Annotated in this window: 16 protein-coding genes; 11 read left to right on the top strand and 5 right to left on the bottom strand. The window is 59.9% G+C overall.

Annotated features, from left to right (window positions below):
• Nucleotides 1-136: 136 nt before the first annotated feature.
• Nucleotides 137-2503, top strand: coding sequence for a sensor histidine kinase (locus tag AC0L3I_RS27460; RefSeq protein WP_473528951.1), 2367 nt, complete (start codon nucleotides 137-139; stop codon nucleotides 2501-2503).
• Nucleotides 2500-4485 (top strand): hypothetical protein, encoded by a 1986-nt coding sequence (locus AC0L3I_RS27455; protein WP_473528950.1) that lies wholly within the window; start codon nucleotides 2500-2502, stop codon nucleotides 4483-4485. The genes AC0L3I_RS27460 and AC0L3I_RS27455 overlap by 4 nt, the downstream gene beginning before the upstream one ends.
• A gap of 93 nt (nucleotides 4486-4578) precedes the next feature.
• On the opposite strand, the gene AC0L3I_RS27450 is transcribed toward AC0L3I_RS27455, so the two are convergent.
• The 4 genes from AC0L3I_RS27450 to AC0L3I_RS27435 form a co-directional block, all read right to left on the bottom strand.
• Nucleotides 4579-7542 (bottom strand): hypothetical protein, encoded by a 2964-nt coding sequence (locus AC0L3I_RS27450; protein WP_473528949.1) that lies wholly within the window; start codon nucleotides 7540-7542, stop codon nucleotides 4579-4581.
• Between the two features lie 89 nt (nucleotides 7543-7631).
• Entirely contained in the window at nucleotides 7632-8630 is a 999-nt protein-coding gene (locus tag AC0L3I_RS27445; protein WP_473528948.1) for a toll/interleukin-1 receptor domain-containing protein, read from the bottom strand.
• Entirely contained in the window at nucleotides 8596-9285 is a 690-nt protein-coding gene (gene scpB, locus AC0L3I_RS27440; RefSeq protein ID WP_473528947.1) for an SMC-Scp complex subunit ScpB, read from the bottom strand. Before scpB ends, AC0L3I_RS27445 begins: the two co-directional genes overlap by 35 nt.
• Nucleotides 9286-9287: 2 nt before the next feature.
• Nucleotides 9288-10190, bottom strand: a complete 903-nt coding sequence (locus AC0L3I_RS27435; RefSeq protein WP_473528946.1) for a DUF1403 family protein — start codon at nucleotides 10188-10190, stop codon at nucleotides 9288-9290.
• Nucleotides 10191-10436: 246 nt separating this feature from the next.
• Between AC0L3I_RS27435 and AC0L3I_RS27430 the strand changes: the two genes are divergently transcribed.
• The 9 genes from AC0L3I_RS27430 to repC all read left to right on the top strand — a co-directional run bounded on the left by AC0L3I_RS27430 (nucleotide 10437) and on the right by repC (nucleotide 19363).
• The gene (locus tag AC0L3I_RS27430; RefSeq protein ID WP_473528945.1) at nucleotides 10437-10718 is read left to right on the top strand and encodes a type II toxin-antitoxin system TacA family antitoxin; all 282 of its coding nucleotides are present in this window, start codon (nucleotides 10437-10439) and stop codon (nucleotides 10716-10718) included.
• Nucleotides 10715-11236, top strand: a complete 522-nt coding sequence (locus AC0L3I_RS27425; protein ID WP_287306649.1) for a GNAT family N-acetyltransferase — start codon at nucleotides 10715-10717, stop codon at nucleotides 11234-11236. The genes AC0L3I_RS27430 and AC0L3I_RS27425 overlap by 4 nt, the downstream gene beginning before the upstream one ends.
• A 2-nt stretch (nucleotides 11237-11238) precedes the next feature.
• Entirely contained in the window at nucleotides 11239-12390 is a 1152-nt protein-coding gene (locus AC0L3I_RS27420; protein WP_473528944.1) for a site-specific integrase, read from the top strand.
• Between the two features lie 263 nt (nucleotides 12391-12653).
• Complete coding sequence (locus AC0L3I_RS27415) at nucleotides 12654-12863, top strand: hypothetical protein (protein ID WP_473528943.1); 210 nt, start codon at nucleotides 12654-12656, stop codon at nucleotides 12861-12863.
• Nucleotides 12864-13214: 351 nt separating this feature from the next.
• Nucleotides 13215-13493 carry a hypothetical protein gene (locus tag AC0L3I_RS27410; protein ID WP_473528942.1) on the top strand — a complete coding sequence of 93 codons (279 nt, stop codon included), beginning with the start codon at nucleotides 13215-13217 and terminating at the stop codon, nucleotides 13491-13493.
• The gene (locus AC0L3I_RS27405; RefSeq protein WP_126092831.1) at nucleotides 13490-13774 is read left to right on the top strand and encodes a type II toxin-antitoxin system RelE/ParE family toxin; all 285 of its coding nucleotides are present in this window, start codon (nucleotides 13490-13492) and stop codon (nucleotides 13772-13774) included. Before AC0L3I_RS27410 ends, AC0L3I_RS27405 begins: the two co-directional genes overlap by 4 nt.
• A 1949-nt stretch (nucleotides 13775-15723) precedes the next feature.
• Nucleotides 15724-16929, top strand: a complete 1206-nt coding sequence (gene repA, locus AC0L3I_RS27400) for a plasmid partitioning protein RepA (protein ID WP_473529011.1) — start codon at nucleotides 15724-15726, stop codon at nucleotides 16927-16929.
• 67 nt (nucleotides 16930-16996) lie between these two features.
• The gene (repB, locus tag AC0L3I_RS27395; RefSeq protein ID WP_473528941.1) at nucleotides 16997-18001 is read left to right on the top strand and encodes a plasmid partitioning protein RepB; all 1005 of its coding nucleotides are present in this window, start codon (nucleotides 16997-16999) and stop codon (nucleotides 17999-18001) included.
• A gap of 156 nt (nucleotides 18002-18157) precedes the next feature.
• The gene (gene repC, locus AC0L3I_RS27390) at nucleotides 18158-19363 is read left to right on the top strand and encodes a plasmid replication protein RepC (protein WP_473528940.1); all 1206 of its coding nucleotides are present in this window, start codon (nucleotides 18158-18160) and stop codon (nucleotides 19361-19363) included.
• Nucleotides 19364-19683: 320 nt separating this feature from the next.
• On the opposite strand, the gene AC0L3I_RS27385 is transcribed toward repC, so the two are convergent.
• The coding region (locus tag AC0L3I_RS27385) for an integrase (RefSeq protein WP_473529010.1) at nucleotides 19684-19803 on the bottom strand (120 nt) is incomplete at its 5' end.

The raw sequence follows: 19803 nt of genomic DNA, 5'->3' as shown, positions 1-19803 counted from the left end.
AAGAGCTGTAGACGGCAAAGTCACCGGCATTGGGCCGGAAGTCAGAGGGAGGTTCTTGACACCTTCGCTTGATGCTAAGCTGCTGGGAACTTAGAGCAGTCAGTTCTGCCTGGATATTGCCGACCGAGGGGGCCACTTGTTCAAAATATCTGCCCGCACAGTCTTGGAGCTGGGCGCCGAGCTAATTAGCTCGGATATCATTGCCTTCTACGAACTCATCAAGAATGCCATCGACGCCCATTCTCGGAAAGGGGTGGAGCTGGCATTCAATGTCCCGCTTCGGCGCAACTCCTATCTTAAGATCCGTGCTCGTGCTCTTGAGGCGAGCAGCGCCGAGGCGCTCAGTGACCTTCGCAACGATCTCGAGAGTCGCCTCGACCCTACCGCCACCAACGCTCGCGCATCATTCGCGCCAGCTCTGGCGAGCAAGTCCATCGAAGACTTCATTGCCAACCTTGATGACGGTTACGCCGAAGCCAACACCATAACCGTCTCCGATACAGGGGACGGTATGTCGATGGACGAACTGAAACGCTACTACCTGACTATCGGAACCCCTTCGCGCAAACACGAGGTCGACAGCTCGATCGCCACCGGCCGGGCGACGACGCCCTATTTGGGTGAGAAGGGCATCGGGCGTCTTTCCGCCATGCGGCTGGGTGAGCGCCTAAGAGTTGAGACTGCGAAGTCCGACGATCGGACTGTCAACGTTCTAGACATCAACTGGAAGGCCTTCGCTGATCTTGATGCCATGATCGAGGACGTGAAGTTCGAACCCCGTACTGGCGGCTCTAAGCCGGATGGGGCTTGGAGCGGCACACGTCTAACCATTGGTGACCTCCGGGAGGACTGGACCGAGGCGCGCCTACTGCAATTCGCTCGGTACGACTTCGCGCGACTTACTGATCCCTTCCTTGACCCTAAAAAGCGACCCCGCATTGTCCTTTCCTGGAATGGAACGCGCATCCCTATCGACTTTATGGACAAGACGCTTCTGGAAGCCGCCCACGCCTCGTTTACGGGCCGATATGAGGTCAAGGAGGGGAAGCCCGAGCTGTTTGTCCGAATGGACGCGGTCAACCTCGGCTACCCCCATCCGCGGGAGTCGGACGTCTTGACACTCACGGAGCCCGATCTTGAGGGTCTCCTCACCGGAACCTCGGGAGAAATTCCATCGACTGCGCTTGTCTCCGTTGGGCCCTTCTACTTCGAAGGTTACTGGTACAATCGCCGCCACTTCACCGCAATCGACGGCATCGGTACTCGCAATGACGTTCGCGACCTGCAGAAAACTTGGAGTGGAATTCTGCTCTTTCGCGATGGCTTCCGCGTTTTTCCCTATGGCGATGAGGAGGATGACTGGCTCGGGCTAGACAGGCGCGCGCTCGGCCGCACCGGATATGTCCTGAACAAAAACCAGTTTGTCGGACACGTTCAGATCACGCGGGCAGGCAACCCCCACCTGCTCGATCAAACCAATCGCGAAGGTCTCCGGGTCAACCCAGAACAAGCTGCCTTCGTTCAAGTCCTGGGCCATGTCATCAAGGACCTACTCTGGGGCTTCTTCAAGGACGTAGACAGGCGACACAAGCTCACCCCAGTTGAGCTCGGCGACATGAAATCGCAAATCGACGAGCTGAAATCGCGCGCTTCTGCCGCGGTTGCCCGAGTTCGGAGGCTGGTTCCCAAGGACGAACAAGATGTCGTCGATGACCTTCAGCATGCACTCGTCGAGTTCCAAGATCTCACAGCACGAGCTCAGAAACGCATCGAAGAAGTCGAAGCGGATGGCAAGCAAATGATTCAAATGGCCGGCGTGGGCCTGATGGTCGAGGTCGTGGCTCATGAGCTCGCGCGCGCAACCGAGGGCGCACTGCAAGCTCTGGAGGCCCTAAAAGGCCGAGACCTGCCATCCGAGCTCAAGGCGCGCCTCGACACCTTGCGCTCCGAAATGAAAAGTGTGTCCAAGCGGCTTCGCGTACTTGATCAGCTCAGCGTTTCCGGTCGCCAGCGCTCCGAAACATTCGATCTCGCAGAGCTCTTCGACGACATTCAAGAGGGCCACGCGGCGCAATTTGCGCGCCATGGCGTGTTGCTCAAGATCAACAAGCCCAAAAATCCCATTCGCGTGCGACTTGTAAAAGGCATGGTGATTCAGATCATTGAGAACCTGCTTTCCAACTCTCTCTATTGGATTCAGATGCGGCAAAACCGGGAGCCGCGGCTCGTTCCCACCATAACCGTCACCATCGAAAGCAACCCGCCCACTATCACGTTCGAGGACAATGGCAGCGGCATCGCGCACGATCACATCGAAAAGATCTTCCGACCTTTTTGGTCGCTGAAGGAAAAGTCGAAGCGGCGCGGTCTCGGGCTCTATATTGCGAAAGAGAACGCCGAACATCTCGGCGGCACCTTGTCGATATCAGACAAGCAGGATTCACAGACACGTCGGCATAACGAGTTTGTTCTTGAGCTACCGGAAGCGGCGTTCGTCCCATGACACTTAATGCGCTTCTTAAGGACAAGGGCATCCAGACCGCGGTCATCATCGATGACGCCTATGACGAGGTGCCTAAGGCAAGCGACATCGATGCGGACGCATGGTCGACCTTCTTTGCTGATGCCGGCGCGTACGAAGACGTCTTGGTGGAGCTCTTCCCAGATTACGAGAACATCGACGGGTCCCAGCTGATCCATAGTGATGCTTTCGTGACGGCGGTATGGAAGGGGAAGGAGGGGCTGGCGGCGCTCGCGAGCGAACTCTTCACGGATTACGAAAACAACAAGAAGGCCGACACCAAATTTCTCGCTGACCTCGAAGTCGCGCTGGGTACTTTTGGAATTACCCCGATCCGCATGGGACGGACCGTTGTCGAGGCCGCCAAGACTGCCGATCTCATCTTCGCCGATCTCTTCCTTGGAAACCTCCAGGAGCCTGATGACATTGCGCAGTCAATCACGCTGGTGAAGGAGCTGATGGTTGCACGTCAAGCCTCGCCGCCGCCCGTGGTGCTCATGTCACGCAGCCATTTACTAAATGACAAGCGAGCCGACTTCCGGGACCAAGCGAAGCTCCTTGGGGCCCTGTTTAGGTTTTACCGTAAGGACGATTTGCTTAAGGCGGACAATCTTCCACGTACGCTAGAGCGCTTAGCGACGCACCTTGTTGATGCGGTAAAGATCGCAACTTTCCTATCGAATTACGAAGGGAGCCTCAAAGAGGCGGCGGCTCGTTTCTTCAAGACCGTAAGACGGCTCGATCTCTCCGACTATGGTGAGATCAGTCAGTTGCTCTTGAACTTCGAAGGGCAGCCGCTGGGCAGCTACCTTGTCGACGTGTTTGATAGCGCCCTCCAGTTTGAGATCGAGGCTGATGGCCCGACCATCGAGGCGGCCCGCGCACTCGAGGAGGTCGACCTTAGTCTCTATCCCGCTCCCCATATTGCCGGAACCAGTGACCTCCAGCATCTCGTTCACCAGACCGTCTGGCAGCATCGCGCACGTCTTGGCGTGGCCACCAACAAACTCGAACCCTCAATTGCTTTCGGCGATGTTTTCCTGCGCCGCGACTATCCCGCACCCAGCCAGGAAAAAGACCTTCGCGACGCATTCATCGTGATGACGCCGGCATGCGATCTCGTGCGCGAAGAGGGTACGAAACGAATTCTGCTGCTTGCCGGCGACGTCAGCCCGTTGACACACACGTCGTGGGACTACGGCAATTCCCTGACGACGCCTCTGGGCCGCTTAGAGGACGGCAGCGCCATTCGACTGGAATGGGATGCTAAAGACTTGCGATCCGAGAATCGCGCTGCAATTGGAAAACTGCTTGCGGCTGAGGGACCTTATTTCCTGTTTCAGCGAATGCGGGAAAACTACGCGCTCGACCTGCAACAATCGCTGTTAACGCGCCTTGGTCGGGTGGGATTACCCGCCAAAATGCCGGCGACGTTTCCTGTGACGGTCACCGTCTCGTATTTCGACGACACAAAGACCCTGCAGACTCTCAACCTGCCGACGCTCGCTCAAGATGGAGCCGTCTGCTACCTCGGACGTGACGAGGATAATGCCGAGAATGCCCGCCTCGTCATGACTGAAGCCGCCATCGATGAACTGATGGCCGCGGTTGCGGCAATTCCTGACGACAAGGTCATTCCGAAGGGAAAGGACCCGCTCAAAGCTCTCAAAACAACCGACACTTTAGCCCGGCTTCTGCAAAGGGGCCTGCCACTCGGCAAGCTGGCTGGCGGATATGGCGAGATCCGCTCCCACGAGAAACCCGCGGACGGCACAAAACCTCCGCTTTTGGGTTTTATCACCAGAAACCCAGAGGCAAAGCAAAATAACCAGAACGGCGGAGTACTCATAACGGTGGAACACGATTCGATATTCATCGCCGCCAACGTCTCCGCGCAAATAGCGGAGACCGCCGTCTTCGAAGAAGCCGTCGCGGCCCAGTCTGGTGGTGAGGCAGCGGGCTAGTGGGTTCCATCGAGGGCCAGGCGGTGTCGCTCTCCCGTGGCTAAGCTGCGGCCTTAATTGAGCCAAGCGGAAGTCGAGCTGGCGGTCCCCTGCTCATGTAGAGTTGGCGTGACGTGAAAGGTCGAGGTAGTCCGTCGCGTCCTCGTCGTAATTCTTGATGAACTCGTGTAGACGTGCCGAGTTTCCGCCTTGATAGCCCCAGTGGTGCGTAAGCAAGGCGGCGAACCAGTCGACTATGCGCATGGTATCTCGCGCCCAGCTGTGGGCATCACACACAGTGCGAAGCATCTCCCCGACCACAGCTCTTGGAATGTCGCCCTGGTCCTTAAGCCACTGCTCCCCATCGCTGGCGAGCGCGCCAAGCCGAAGTGCGCTTTCAATCATCGAAAGGGGAAAGACCTCATCGCGGTCCCTCTCCCCATTCGCAAGTTGAGAGCCGAAGATTACTACAACTTCGTTTCCCAACATTGCACAGAACGCCCCGAGAAGCCTCCCTTGCCCGACAAGGGTGATGAGAGCGATGGAACCGAAAAGCTTTCGGATGATCCCGATACACCGACTGTGATCGAGTGGTCGGCGAGGATCGAAATCCCGCTTGATATGCCGCGCCAAGTCTTCCAAGCCGCGCGCGATCAGGTCCGGCTCTATATCCCTAGGCCAATCGTCAGCGTTGACATCGAGCATGGCGTAACCCAGTTCGCCAAGCGCGTTGCTGAGGTACTCCTCCATGCCAATAAAGTAGAAGATCCCGGCCGCCTCAGCGTAATGGGCCGCGGCCTCGCTGTACTGCCCCAAATGGCTTTCGCTATTGCCCAATTGATGGAGCATCTGCCCACGATTAACTGCGATCGACGCCCCGCGCTGATGTTTGATGGAAAGTCGGTAGGCCTTTGCAGCCTCCTCATACCGGCCAAGCGATAGAAGGGAGAAGCCAAGAAGACCAAGCGCGCCCGAGATGTCATTGTGTAAGTCGTTTCGGCCAACGACGTCGCTCCCCTCGTCGAGGGCATCCGAAGAAGGCTGTGCGTCAAGTCGCTGCAGTACCGATCTGTATCCTTTGAGAGCCTTTTGGGCATTTCGTTCCGCCGATGCGAACTCGCCGAGGTCTCGCGCGACAATTCCGCGAGCCATCGCAATGTCTGCTGACGCCCCCGATTCTTGGGTCAGGAGCTCGAGCCGATCGGCCAGTGCCAGCCCAGCTTTGACTAAACCCGGGCTCTGCGCTCGCTGCGCCAAGGAAACGAGTTGAAGTACCAGGGCGCTTGCTCTCTCCACCCGCCCCGCCGAAAGCGCTAGCTCGGCGGCACTATGCATTACCTGCGCGCCCTGTTCCGACAGGCCCAGAACGAAAAAGTACCGCATCAGCGAGCCGACGATTGCCAGCGCGGTCGAGACCATTTCAGGATTGGATAGCCGTTCGCGTGCGAGCTCAAGAACGTGCAGCAAATTCGGGAGTTCCTCGCCAAACCGCGCGATCACATATGGTGTTTCATTGGGGTCGTCGTGTTTCACCTCCAACACAGCAACCATCATGCCGTGAGCGGCCACGACTTGATCGAGGACTGCCTCGTATCGATCCTGATCTTCCCGAGCAGCAAGCTCGATCGCAAATGCTCTGATGGGGCTGAGTACGCTGACCCGACTCAATCTGTCCCTGATCTCTAGGATCTCGACCAAGTGCCATCGCCGTAAAGTCGCGAGAGCGTCTACCGGATCTGCGAGGTCGAGCCATTTCCCTTCTAGGTAGTGTGCGAACACCCCAGCAGGTGATTCCGCGACCGCCCATAGAAGTTGGCGAGCCTCAATCGGCAGGGCGTCGTACGCGGTTCGCAGGCAAAGCTCGAGCGAGCTGCTTCTATTCTGGCGCTTTCGACCTGGGAGACTGACAACTGCCACACCCTTTTCGAGCACGGCCCGCAACGCCGTTGATGCGCCGCCATAGTGCTCGACCAATGCTGATGCCAACTTCAGCGTCAGGACATGGCCATCGCAAAATTCCAACAAGCGCTCGAGTTCTTCGGGCTTGTCGAGCGAGCTCGCCCCAGCGAGTAGCTGCTTGCTCGATGTTTGGTCGAGTTTCCCCACCTTAATCTGCGGATCAGCGGGAAGTTTGTGCAACAAGATTTGCGTTGTGGTCACAAACTGTGTGGTCGAGGTCGCGGCATACAGCGCTGCGACGGTGTCCTCGAACTCATCAAGGTCAGCCAGCGTGGCGCGTTCGATCCCATCAAACACCACACATGCTTGGACGGAGTCTAGGCGAGCTGGCAAAGCGGATTCCGGACAGGCGACACCATCGCTTCCTAACGCCGCCTGAAGCGCGGCCACGATGTCGGCCGTGTTGCGATATTGTTCCACGTCGATCCAGAAGACCGGACGTCCTATCTGCGATTGTCTGAGCGCCTGAACGAGCAGCTCGGTCTTTCCGATACCGCCAACACCAGTAATGACTGCCGAGCGTCCTGACCGCAAAGCGTCCACCAATTCCAGCAGCTCCCGGTCACGGCCTACGAAATTGCTGGCTGGGCGAGGAATGTGGCCAAGATCTTGTGTCGGCTGCATGCGCGCCATGAGATTGGCGCGGGTGCGATCGACAAGACGGGTTTTGAGCGAAATCAGCTCCTCAGTCGACAGACTGTGCTGAGCGTCGTGCTCGCGATGGCATTGAGAGCACAAGCGAATGAGGTTCGCGTGGTGGTGCGACCGACTTTCAGCCCATGATCGAATGTGAGCGGTATCAACGCCGATCCCACTTCCGCACCGCGCACATTGGTTAAGTGACTCCGCCCGAAGGTGATCAAGAACCGCCTTTGGTATGGGCGGTCGATCAGCACCGAGCGGCCGCCATGCCCCGGCGAGAAGCGCATCAAATGTATCCAGTTCCGTGGTCGAAAAAAGCGTCGCTCCCGATCGCTCTACCGCCGACAGCGCCCTCAGCCTGCTTGCCTTGGCAAAGCCGGACTTCGTGTATTGAAAGAGCAACTCCGACGTGATGCCTAAGCGGTGAGCGGCAGCTAGCGGGCGTAATAGCGCTTCGGAACTATCCATGTCGATCATCGCTCCTCATGCGCCGTTTAAACCAGCGGCTCCTGGCTCTTCCGAGAAGTGATCTGTCTGGCCGCGGCATTGGCTTGCTGTCGCGGGTGCTAGCCCGCAGTGGTCTTGAACCACTCGGCGTTCGTGATCTTGCCAGCAGCGTAAAGATAGTGGGCTTTGAGGCGCGTTCGAGCCTGTTCCTCGGTCGAACCGGAGCCGGCGTTGATGCGAAGCTTTCCGGCCATGTCCGTCTTCGGCCGCGCCATCGCCGTGAACCCTTCATCGCCGGCCGATGGCCTGGGTAGAATAACGATCTCGTAGTCCTCGAATTGGGGAAACTGTGGGTCATGGGGACAGGGGCTGTCGATTGATCCGCCGAAACGCCGGAAACCGCATTCAAAAGCCTCGATGACATCCCAATGCTTCTGCTCCTCGTCCATAGGGGCATCTGCGCGCGTCGAAAGAGCAGCACCGCAGTGCGGGCACCGATACTCCTCGAGTTCGGCCTCTAGGCTCTCGATTTCCTCCTGCAGTTCAGCAATGGCGGTGCCGCTCGCCAGTCGCTCAAGCTCCGCTCGAGGATGGGAGGAATAAAGGTCGGGACGCACGGCCCTCAGAATCCTGATGGCCGCCTCCATCGCGTCGACCTGGCTCGTATCCACGGCGAGCTTGTCGGCGAGAGAGGGGCTGAAGTCCGACACCTGCTTCTTGGTTACGCCATGCCATACTGGAATGATGCGGACGTCCTGGTCGACCTCGCGACTTACGAGGCTACGCAGCTCATGTTGGGTCCAGTTTCGGGAAATGAAAGCCGGGCTGACGACGACGATGCCGAACCGCGAGTTCGCGATTCCGCGGTCGATCTGCTGTGAGATGCTGTCGCCCAGTTCAAGGGAAAACTCGTCGTACCAAACCGCGACACCAAGCTTGCGCAGTGCCTCGGCGAGCGGCCGCACAAAGGTGGCCTTATCTGGTGAGGCATGGCTTATGAACACATCGGGCTTTTCAGTCATGATGCTCACCCCTTCTCGCTTGTGAATTGGCTTTGCGGTACGGTCGCTCCTGTCGTGTTGCTCATGCAGGGAAGCCCTCTTCATCATCCTGGCCATCCGGCTCTTCGTCGTCCGCGTCAGCCATCGGCATCGCATCCGTCGCGTGACGATGTCTATCCAACAAACCAGCGTCTTCGAGTGCTTCCAGTTCAGGCAGGTCGCGGAGCGTGTCGAGCCCGAAATGCGAAAGAAAACCCTTGGTCGTCACATAGGTGAACGGCGCGCCAGGCGTCGGACTGCGCGGTCCCGCGGTGATCATGTTCTTGTCGCGGAGCGCCCCGATCACATCGCGGGAGACCTCGCGCCCGAGGATGTCTGCCACCCCTGCCCGAGTGACCGGTTGGTGATAGGCGATCGACACGAGCACCATGGCTTCGTTTTGCGTCACCTCCAGCCGCCGCTCTGGCGATGCCGTGGACGCCTCGATGGCGACAGCATAGGCTGGCCGCGTCCGCATCTGCCAACCGCCGGCAACGCTGACGACGTCATAGGGCTTGCGCTGCAGGTCGGCCCTTATGTCCTCGATCAACAGGTCGATGCTGACATCACGGCCGATGATGCGAGCCAGCGCCACGCGATCAACCGGCTGGGCTGCAGCAAACAGGACCGCTTCGACGCGGTTCATCCATTCGCGCCACCGGGCCTGTGCCGGTAGCTCGGTCAGCTCGGGATCGAAGTCCAAACTCTCGGAGCGTCTTGCGCGGTTGGCCATCGTCATAGCCCGTAGAGTCGGAACGTCGGCCGACCGCTGAGCTCGCGCACGGCGCCGAGATCACCAAGCCGCTCGAACAGGCGGCGCGCGCTGCGATCAGTGAGGCGCGCGCCCGATCGCGAGGACGCGACCGCGTCATCCTCCAACAACCGCTTCACCACCTCGGCGGCGCCCTTCGCCCGCAGCCTCGGGGCAACGCTGACCAGATGCGCGGCGCGCCCCTCCAGTTCCACACCAAGATCGCAGGCCTCCGCCACGGCCTGGGCGTAGGCGAGCAGCACCGCCCTGCCCCAGCCTTCTCCTCCCGGGCGCACTCGCCGTCGGCCTTCACCAGTCCTGAAGGATGAGGCGTTCACCTGCCCCATCAATAAGGGAACCGCGACCGGCCAGCGATGCTTCTTCGCCAGCAATGCGTCGGCGAGCCAAAAGGCCAGGAGTTCTGCGTCTGGTCGGGCCCGATAAAGTTCGGCGGCGAGCTCAGCAGCCAATAGCGGCGCTGGCCGTGACGACGCTGCCAGATCCTCGGCGTTGCCCAGAACCACGGCGAGCGCGTCGTCCCATTTCAGATCCAGATGCTCGGTAACCGGCCGCACGGCTGCCTCATCCAGCCCAGTCGTCCGATTGGCCAAGCGCCGCCAGGCCAAGAGCAGGTTCCCTGCCGGTCCCGGGTCGTCGGCTGCAGAACGGAAAAAGTGGGCGTCGCGCAGGGCGCCCTCTTCCTCCCTGCGACCGAGCAACCGAGTTGCAGCGCTGGCCGATTTGAGGGCCAGCCGCTGGCGCCAGACCCCAGCCCAGTCAGGAGAACTGCGGACAAGATTGTCGAGCGAATTCAGTGCCGCACCAGCGAGATAGCCGGCATCGACGTCGCGCTGAACATCGCCACGCGGCCGCGCCCATGCCGGCACTTTCGGCACCACAGGACGATGGACAGGTGGCAAATCAGTTCGGGATTTCATCATCGGAGGCTAGCAGATGGCGGCGGTTTATGCCACCATAGTTGCGCCTAACCGCCCCACCTGTGGGTAACAAATAACGAATGATAAGGTTGCATTATCGTTCGTTGTTGAAATGTACGGCATGAAACTGTACATCTTGACGCCGAGCCCCCGAAATCATACAGTCAAAGTTCCGAAAAGCGAAGGATTCGCCCCATGCCCCGCTCCGCCGTCAGTGACAGCCAACGCCTGTCGTTTCGCATCAAGCCCGCCGACAAGGCGGTGATCCTGCGCGCCACCCAGTTGGCGGGCGCCGCCGGGATAACGGAGTTTGTCCTGCGCACCGTGCTCGACGCCTCGCGCGAGATCATCGAGCGCAACGACCGGATCGTTCTGTCCGAACGCGACGGACTGCGCGTTCTGGAGGCGCTGGAGAACCCGCCTGCCCCCAACGAGAAGCTGATCGCGGCTGCGCGGGCGCTGCCCGCCGATCTATGAGCCTGCCGGCGTGGGGCGAGGAGCCCGTCGCCCGGCACGACCGCGACAGTTTCGACTGCGGCGATGCCGCCCTCAATGAATTTCTTCGCATGCATGCGCGCCGCAACCATGAGCGGGGCGCCTCGAAGACATTTCTCGCCGTGGCAAAGCAGGACGCAACGGTTCTCGGTTTCTACACGCTGAGCCCCGCCGCGGCGGAATTCGAGCGTGTGCCGGAGAAACTCCGCAAGGGCCTGGGCCGCTATGAGGTCGGCGGCTTCCGGTTGGCGCGCCTCGCCGTGGCGCGGTCGGTCCATGGTGAGGGCCTGGGCGGCCAGTTGCTGCTTGCGGCGGCGTTGCGCTGCATTCGGGCAGCGGCCGAGGTTGGCGGCACCCTGATGTTCATCGATGCCAAGAATGAGCGTGTGGCGGCATGGTATCGATCGTACGGCGCCCTGGGTCTGGAGGATCGGCCTTTGTCGCTATTCCTGCCGTTGGCCTCTTTCGAGGCCGCGCTTCGTCTCGGCGGGAGGCTTTGATTATGACGGCCGCCGACAGGTCCAAAGGCGCCGGGCAGGACGACGATCTACCGGACGTCATCGAGATCGTCCGTGCCATGGGACTCCCTGGGGTGGGCGAGGACACGGACCCCCCCTCCCCTGCCCTTCCGGCGGCCGCAGCTCAGGCGGATCATGGTCCGCGCCTGCCGGCGCATCTCGAGAAGCTCGCCGATCGAGCGCGGGACTATGTCGAAGCGGCAAGCTCCGCCAACACCCGCCGCGCCTATGCCGCCGACTGGAAGCATTTTTGCGCCTGGGCGCGGCGGCAGGGTGTCGACGCGTTCTCGCCCGATCCGCGAGTGGTCGGTCTCTATATCACCGCTTGCGCGTCCGGGTCTGTCTCCGGAGACAAGCAGCCCAACTCGGTATCGACCATCGAGCGGCGGCTGTCGTCGCTGAGCTGGAATTTCACCCAGCGCGGGCAGCCGCTCGACCGCAAGGACCGTCACATCGTGACTGTCATGGCCGGCATACGCAATACGCACGACGCGCCGCCCCGGCAAAAGGAGGCGATCCTGCCGGAGGATCTGATTGCCATGCTGGAAACGCTCGACCGCGGCACCCTGCGCGGGCTGCGCGACCGCGCCATGCTGCTGCTCGGCTTTGCCGGCGGGCTGCGCCGCTCCGAAATCGTCGGTCTCGACGCCGCCAGGGATCAGACGGAGGACGGCCGCGGCTGGGTCGAGGTTCTCGACAAAGGCATATTGGTGGCGCTGCGCGGCAAGACCGGCTGGCGGGAGGTCGAGATCGGCCGCGGCTCGTCCGACGCCACCTGCCCCGTCGTCGCCCTGCAGACCTGGCTGAAGCTCGCTCGCATCGCGCACGGACCGCTGTTCCGCCGCGTCGCCGGCCAAGGCAAGGCTGTTGGCTCGGAGCGGCTGCACGACCAGGAGGTAGCTCGGTTGGTCAAACGCACGGCCTTGGCCGCCGGCGTGCGCGGCGATCTTCCGGAGGGCGAGCGGGAGATGAAATTTTCCGGGCACTCGCTGCGCGCGGGCCTCGCCTCCTCCGCCGAGGTCGACGAACGCTACGTGCAAAAGCAGCTCGGGCATGCCTCGGCCGAGATGACCCGAAAGTATCAGCGGCGCCGCGACCGATTCCGGGTCAATCTCACCAAGGCGAGTGGCCTCTAGAGGTCGGGAAAAAGCCCCCTCCCCTTCCCGTTTGAATCGAACAACGAGTGCTTTTCCGTCAAGGGCCCGACGTGATCGGTCTCAACGACGGAAAATAGGTCCGTATCGCCGATATCGCGGACTGCGCGAGGAGAAACGGCTTGCCCAGCGACCTTGACGCTGCAAACACTCGAGGAGTGTATTGGCGCGAACGCAATACCCATCGCGCGCCCTGATCCTAGCCCGAATTGGCCAACAAATTGTAAACGCAGGAGCGCGCATCGATGGAAACCAGAATCATCGACAGCCGTAACGATTTTGCGCAATGGGCTATCGATAGGTCCAACGCGATCCTCACGGATCAGGGTTCGGAACTCGCCACCGCGGCCCGCAAGGGAAACGAAGCTCAGATCACTGAGACAGCACAGGCGCTCGGCCAGGCGATCGTCGATGCGCTGATGGAGGCGTTCGATGGTCTCGCCGGCGACGAATGAGCCACCTCTTGGCCGGCACGACCGGCGGCGCCAACGGAAACGACGGCCGGTACGCGCGCTCCCAAATCCATCCAGCCATCATGATTTCAGACTGCGCTGAATCCGCCTCGGTGACATCGCGAGAGCCTCGCGCGTCCTGCCCATATTCAAAGGCAACAAGACCGTCGACGTCGAGCGGCTATCCGACAAGCATGTCACTCGCCCGGTAAGGCGGCCGCGCTTTGCCCTCCTCACCAAGGTGTCCTTTGAGCAAGCCCCATCCCGCGCATGAGGGCGGTCGACTTTGCCGGCTTGCCGGCTGGTGATGACAACGTATATACTTCATGAGTATCTAGCCCCCAGGAGCCGAGCATGCCGAAAGAGGCGGTTTTCACGTTGAAGCTCGAACCGGAGCTGCGCGACGCCTTCATGGCCGAAACCGAAGCCGACCATCGGCCGGCATCGCAGGTGGTTCGCGAGCTGATGCGTGATTACATTGAGCGCCGGCGCGAAGAGCGGGAGTATGACGAGTTCCTCCGCCGCAAGGTCGAGATCGCGCGGTCCTCGATGCGGACCGGCCGAGGCCGGACGAATGATGAGATCGAGGCTGACTTCGCCGCCCGGCGTGCCAAGACGGCAAGCCAGGCGTGAGGGTCGTATGGACGCCAGAGGCCGAACAGGACCGAGCCGACATTTGGGACTACATTGCGGCCGACAGCCCGTCAGCGGCTGCTCGGATGGACCAGCTTTTCAGCGACGCAGTGGCGAGGCTGGCGGATTTCCCCAAGCTCGGCCGCACCGGAAAAATCACCGGCACGCGCGAGCTGATTCCACATGAGAGCTACCGTCTGGTTTACCAAGTCGAAGGCGAAAACTTGTGGGTGCTGGCTCTGGTGCATACAGCTCGCCGGTGGCCGCCGACAAAAGAGTAAGGCGGGGCTGATCTCAAAGGGAGGATTTTCGCGCCACACTCCCGTAAATGCACCCCGCAAGGACCGAAATTTGGGCTGGAATTTCAGCTTACGCTTCAACTGAGATCGGAAACTAAAGGCTACAGCGTTTATCACAATCACTCTTGTCGACAGTGATTGGTCTCGCCGCCCAGATCCGCGAAAATTCTGACCTTGGATCGTTGGGCGGCCTGGAAACGCAGGGCTTTGTGGCCCTTGATCTGGTTTAATGGAACCGCTCGCCCTGCTTGAGTGGACCACCTGGATGTGAGGAGCGCCGGAATGACAATAGAGCCGATCCGCTTGCCCGATGTCCGCCACCGTCGAGGCCGAGCTCGCATCTCTGGAGGGGTAGTCGGCCGATGCCGAGCTCGCCCCTGCCCTCAACAAGGACTTTCCAGGTTTTGCCTTCACCGTCGTGACCATCGATGATCCTTATTGGTGGAACCCTCGCGCCGTCCGTCTACTGCCTGCGCGGCATCGTCCATATGCGGAGTTTTTTGGCGCGCCGTGGGCGCCTTGGACGCGAGCAACGCCAGGCGAGGCGGCCCGAGCTCGAAAACCGCATCATCCGTGAGGTCGGCCCCGACGGCACGCGCGACAGAGCGTTTTAGCCGCCAATCCGGACTGGTTCATTTTCGTGCCGCGCGATGTCCGCTTTTTTGCCGACTGGGAGCGATCGAGCGCGGCCACCGACCGCATCTTTGCCACTGGGCCTTCGACATCCACGAGGCCTGCCCTTCGCCCGGTTCTTTCTGATGACGCACGGACACTGGGTTGATCCGAATGTCGGCCACGCGATCGCCGAACGCCTCCGCGCGAGACAGGTGCGGCTGCCCGACCAAGATGCTGCCATTCTGCTAGCCTGGACCGACAAGCCGTATCTGTTCTGAGTGGCTGCCATGAATTCATGTGCCAAAGCTCGCGCCCCAAGCAAAGCTGACGGCGCGCCAACGTCATCGACGCGCTAGATTAGGTCTGCCGTTCGATCGCCGCGCGTTTCTGGCTAGGTGCCATCTGGGAAAGGAAGACACTGGCGAGACCTCGTTAAACGCGCTTGCGTCGGACGTCGGCTATCTCGAAGTGTAGTTGCTAGGCCGTCATAGGTCGGCTGCTGCCCTTCGGCGCCGGAGGGCGCTGCTGATCAAGTTCGTCCGTGGGATCCCGCCAAGCGCGATCGTTTGTCCACGCACGACATGCCGGAAGACGTGAAGCGGCCCTGAAGGCGCAAGGCCTGTTGTGTCTCGACGGCCCGCACGCGCCCGCAGGTCCCCTGGCGGCTGTCGAGATGGTGACGCTTGCCTTGGCGGGAGTTCACGCTCTGGGGCGGGGGCACGACCGTCCGCCGTCGGCCATGCGCGCGGCGGACCGCGATGGCAATCGAATAGACTGCCGTCTAAATGGCAAAATAGCTAGTGAAAACAGTCTCCTGGCCGTTCAGATTGCCGGAAATGTGTCTCTTTCACGAAGCCGGATTCTTCGAGAACGCGGACAGCGCCGGCCGACAGACGCAATGATGCCGTGAATGGGGAAGTTGCAGAAGGCGCATTCGGTCAAACCGGGGCCGCTTCGGTAGCCTATTTTGATTCCAATATCGCTGCCTAGAGTAGACCAGATCTGCACGAGCCGGTTATCACTCTCGTATGTCTTGAGGCCGGAATCGCCGACAATCCTTCGATCTTCCTTGCGCTCAGAACCAAACTGGAACAGTCCCCGCTTGCATGGAAACCGTCGGATCGCATTCCCAACCTGCCCGGGACACACGGGTGCCGAGTTTCAAAATCACACAACCAGTTCCGCACAGCTTTCTGGCACAGTTAGCGTTAACCTTTTGTTAACTTAAAATTTCTTGTCGGCACGAACGAATCGGACATAATGACGGCATTCGAAAGAATTTCGCCGAAATGCCGTCACTTGAGGTTCCGGAAAACATGAACGTATTAGCGCCCGTGTCGAAACCTTTGTTCGACGACACCATTCTGGCACAAGGCCGCGAGATTTCCAGGAAACTGAACCAGCTTCGTTTCGAGACATTCCCGCCGAACGCAAGGAAGACCTTGCGGCAATTCTCACTCGGGGAAGCGGCGTATTTCCTCGGGGTTTCGACTAGCAATCTCAAGAAGCTGCACCTGGAAGGCAAAGGTGTCGCGCCAACTATACACGCCGGGGGTCGGCGGACATATTCGGCCGAGCAGATCATGGAGCTGCGTCATTGGCTCGACCGTCACGGCCGAGCCGATGTGAAGAAATACGTTCCTCACCGCCGCAGGGGAGAGAAGCTGCAGGTCGTTGCTGTTGTTAATTTCAAGGGGGGCAGCGGAAAGACGACGACGGCCGCACACCTTGCGCAACATCTGGCGCTAACCGGGCACCGTGTACTGGCCATCGACCTTGACCCACAGGCTTCGCTGTCGGCCCTCCACGGCATCCAACCCGAACTCGACAAGAATCCGTCGATCTATGAAGCGATCCGCTACGACGACGAGCGGAAGCCCATCACCGACGTAATTTTGCCGACAAACTTTCCAGGCCTTGAACTTATCCCTGCATCGCTCGAATTGCAGGAATATGAGTACGACACTCCACTGGCGATGCAGGATAAGAATTCCGTCGCCGGCAAGACGTTTTGGAATCGCATCGAAAAGGTATTGCAGGAGGTCGATGACCGTTATGACGTGGTCGTAATCGATTGTCCGCCCCAGCTCGGCTATTTGACACTGACTGCTCTGTCGGCGGCGAGTTCGGTGCTGATCACTGTACATCCGCAGATGCTCGACCTGATGTCGATGTCGCAGTTCCTTCTGATGCTCGGCGACATCCTGAAGACAATTCGCCAGGCGGGCGGCGAAGTAGATTTAGATTGGTTCAGATATTTGATCACTCGATACGAGCCGACCGACGTCCCGCAAGCCCAGATGGTCGGATTCATGCAGTCAATGCTCGCGTCGCAAATGCTCAAGACGCCGATGTTGAAATCGACCGCTATTTCGGATGCTGGGCTGACGAAGCAGACGCTTTATGAGGTCGAGAAATCCGGGATGAATAGGGCAACGTACGACCGCGCCATGGAGTCGATGGAAGCGGTTAACGCGGAAATCAGAGAACTAATCCACGGGGCCTGGGGACGTGCGAAATAGACGGCCGTCTAAGTCAGGTTTTAATGCAATGAAATCAGATAAATGACCCAGATTTTGGGACGCTGAAATGGCAAGAAAGCACATTTTCGACAATTTGATGCGGGAATCCGCGCCCGAAACGGCAGAAGATGGCGAGCCAGCTTCCGGGTTTCGCAAATTTGGAGCGGCGAGGTCCATCTCATCGTCGATCGATGAACTGGCCAGGCAAGCCTCCAAGCTCGCCGAAGGCGAAACGGTTATTGAAATTGATCCCGACCTCGTCGACAGGTCATTTGTGCCTGATCGCATGAGCGTTGATGAGGACGACGCATACCACGAACTGCTGGAGGCCGTCAGGGAGAGGGGACAGGATACCCCAATCCTTGTAAGACCCCATCCCAGCGCCGAAGGCCGCTACATGGCCGTTTTCGGACACCGACGGGTGAGAGTTGCCAAACAACTCGCCAGGCCTGTCCGCGCAGTGGTGAAGACGCTGGCAGACATCGACCACGTTGTCGCACAAGGGCAGGAAAACTCCGCACGCGCCAACCTTACGTTCATTGAGCGTGTTATGTTCGCCCAGCAACTGGGCGGGCTTGGGTTCAGCCGCGAAACCATCCAATCTGCTCTGTCGGTCGACTACCAGACGCTCTCTAAGATGCTGACGATTCCGAAAGCTATCCCTGCGGTCATAATTGATGCGATTGGGCCGGCCAAAGGGATTGGACGCGACCGGTGGTTGGATCTTCGGAAGCTCGTCGAGAACCCGAAGAACACGCCAATTGCCAAGAGCTATGTGGCCAGCGAAGAGTTCGCGGCCGCGGATTCTGACGAGCGTTTCAACTTGCTCTTTGATTTTCTGAACGGAGCAAAGTCCAACAAGGCGATCAGGAAAGGGCTCGCTCCGCGGATCAACAGAACCTGGGCACCGGCCGACAAATCAGTCGCCGCGACGATTAAAAACACTGGAAAGGCCTTCAGTCTGGCGCTGAAAGCGAAAGACGCGGCCGAGTTCGGCGAATACATTTCGGAGAACCTGGACAGCCTTTACGAGGCATTCAGGACATCGAAGAAAGAGGCAACAGGAGACTAAACCGCAAAAGAAAAAGGCCCCCGAACGTCACCGTCGCGGAAGCCCTTCTCAACCATAAGCAAGCTGAGAATCGCATCTCCACGAATCACTGTCAAGAGTCATTGGCGTCGTTTTGGCGAGCAGATTTCTTTTGCCTAATTGAAGGCGAAGGAAGAAATGGAGACGGGTATTGCAACGACGCCCTTTGGGCGGCGGCCGATGTCGCTTGCCATGCTGGCAGCGCAGAACGATTCACTTGAGATCCCCAAGGGCAGGGTGGTCGACAAGTGGCAGATCTACCGCAACCTCTGCGAGGGCAAGAGCATCGTCGGCATCGGCGATCGTGCTTTGGCCGTGCTGAATGCGTTGCTATCCTTCTATCCTGACAGTGAGTTGAGTGAGGAAAACGACCTCATCGTCTTTCCGTCAAACGCACAGCTGTCGCTCAGGGCGCACGGAATGCCCGATGCCACACTCAGGCGGCACTTGGCGGCCCTTGTGGACTGCGGCCTGATCATCCGTAGGGATAGCCCGAACGGCAAGCGTTATGCCCGCAAGGGCAGAGGAGGGGAGATCGAGGAAGCCTTTGGCTTCTCCCTGGCGCCGCTGCTGGCCCGTGCTTACGAGTTCCAAGGGGCGGCCGAACGTGTTCGCGCCGACAACCGGGCGCTCAGGCTTATGCGCGAGCGGATCACCTTGCACCGTCGTGACATCCAAAAGCTGATCGAGGCGGCCGTTGACGAAGATGTTCCGGGCGACTGGGGAGGCCTGTGGAAGCGTTTCCGCAGCGTCGTGGAGGCTATTCCGCGCCGGGCTTGCATTGCCGAACTCGAACCGATCGTTGCCGATCTGGCCGCCTTGCGTGATGATGTGGATAGGCTGCTGGAAATCCATATGAAATCTACGAATCCGAGCGGCAATGACTCTCAAAACGAGCGGCAGCAATCCGATTCAAATACCGACTCTATTTTTGAACTTGAACCTGCTTTAGAGAAAAGCGGGTCGACGGCCGAGCCCAGGACGAGGACCGCAGAACCCCCGAAAACCTATCCGCTGGGGCTTGTGCTTAAGGCCTGCCCCGAAATTGCGGACTACGCCGTCGATGGCATCGGCAATTGGCGCGATTTCATGATTACCGCTGCCCAGGTGCGGGGCTACCTTGGCGTCTCGCCGTCAGCGTATGAGGAGGCCTGCCATGCGATGGGTCAGGAGATCGCGGCAATCGTGATTGCCTGCATCCTGCAACGCGCTCAGCACATCAATTCCGCCGGCGGATACCTGCGCGTGCTGACCGATAAGGCCAGGGCAGGGGCGTTCTCCGTCGGACCGATGCTGATGGCGGCGCTGAAGGCGAACGGCGCCACAGCGAGGATGACGGGATGAGCACGGGGACGGTCTCAAGGGTGTCGGTCTGCATCGCGGCGCGAACGGCACTGGCGGAACTCCGCTTGTCCGGACAATTTCCAAAGGCGGTCCTGGTCAATTCGATCCCGCGCCTCGACGCGCTTATCACCGATCTACCGGGTCGGGATCCGAGGTTCGATTTCCCGCGGTCAGTTGCCTTGGGATTTTGTGCACTTGTGCCGGCCACTGCCTTTGGTCTCGACATCTCCGTGCAGCGTAAGGGCGGGAGCTTGTTGTACGGCGCGTTCCGCGCGAAACGGCATGCGCGCGCCGCGAGCGACCTGCACCATCATCTGGATCTATATGATCACCCGCGCCGCCCGCCCGAGCGTGCGTTCGGCATCGTTGTAGTAGTTCGACGCCTGCTGCACGGAGCGATGCTGGGACTGCTGCATCGCCTCGGGCAGCGGAATGCCGCG

It is taken from the genome of Mesorhizobium sp. WSM4840 (assembly GCF_055811755.1).
This window is presented reverse-complemented; position numbering and strand designations above follow the sequence as displayed.

What these genes read in the sequence shown, in the direction of transcription:
- AC0L3I_RS27430 (WP_473528945.1), top strand. Translation starts at nt 10,437, where the DNA reads ATGCCCCGCTCCGCCGTCAGTGACAGCCAACGCCTGTCGTTTCGCATC.
- AC0L3I_RS27455 (WP_473528950.1), top strand. Translation starts at nt 2,500, where the DNA reads ATGACACTTAATGCGCTTCTTAAGGACAAGGGCATCCAGACCGCGGTC.
- scpB (WP_473528947.1), bottom strand. Translation starts at nt 9,285, where the DNA reads ATGGCCAACCGCGCAAGACGCTCCGAGAGTTTGGACTTCGATCCCGAG.
- AC0L3I_RS27420 (WP_473528944.1), top strand. Translation starts at nt 11,239, where the DNA reads ATGACGGCCGCCGACAGGTCCAAAGGCGCCGGGCAGGACGACGATCTA.
- AC0L3I_RS27410 (WP_473528942.1), top strand. Translation starts at nt 13,215, where the DNA reads ATGCCGAAAGAGGCGGTTTTCACGTTGAAGCTCGAACCGGAGCTGCGC.
- AC0L3I_RS27425 (WP_287306649.1), top strand. Translation starts at nt 10,715, where the DNA reads ATGAGCCTGCCGGCGTGGGGCGAGGAGCCCGTCGCCCGGCACGACCGC.
- AC0L3I_RS27450 (WP_473528949.1), bottom strand. Translation starts at nt 7,542, where the DNA reads ATGATCGACATGGATAGTTCCGAAGCGCTATTACGCCCGCTAGCTGCC.
- repB (WP_473528941.1), top strand. Translation starts at nt 16,997, where the DNA reads ATGGCAAGAAAGCACATTTTCGACAATTTGATGCGGGAATCCGCGCCC.
- AC0L3I_RS27445 (WP_473528948.1), bottom strand. Translation starts at nt 8,630, where the DNA reads ATGGCCAGGATGATGAAGAGGGCTTCCCTGCATGAGCAACACGACAGG.
- repA (WP_473529011.1), top strand. Translation starts at nt 15,724, where the DNA reads ATGAACGTATTAGCGCCCGTGTCGAAACCTTTGTTCGACGACACCATT.
- repC (WP_473528940.1), top strand. Translation starts at nt 18,158, where the DNA reads ATGGAGACGGGTATTGCAACGACGCCCTTTGGGCGGCGGCCGATGTCG.
- AC0L3I_RS27415 (WP_473528943.1), top strand. Translation starts at nt 12,654, where the DNA reads ATGGAAACCAGAATCATCGACAGCCGTAACGATTTTGCGCAATGGGCT.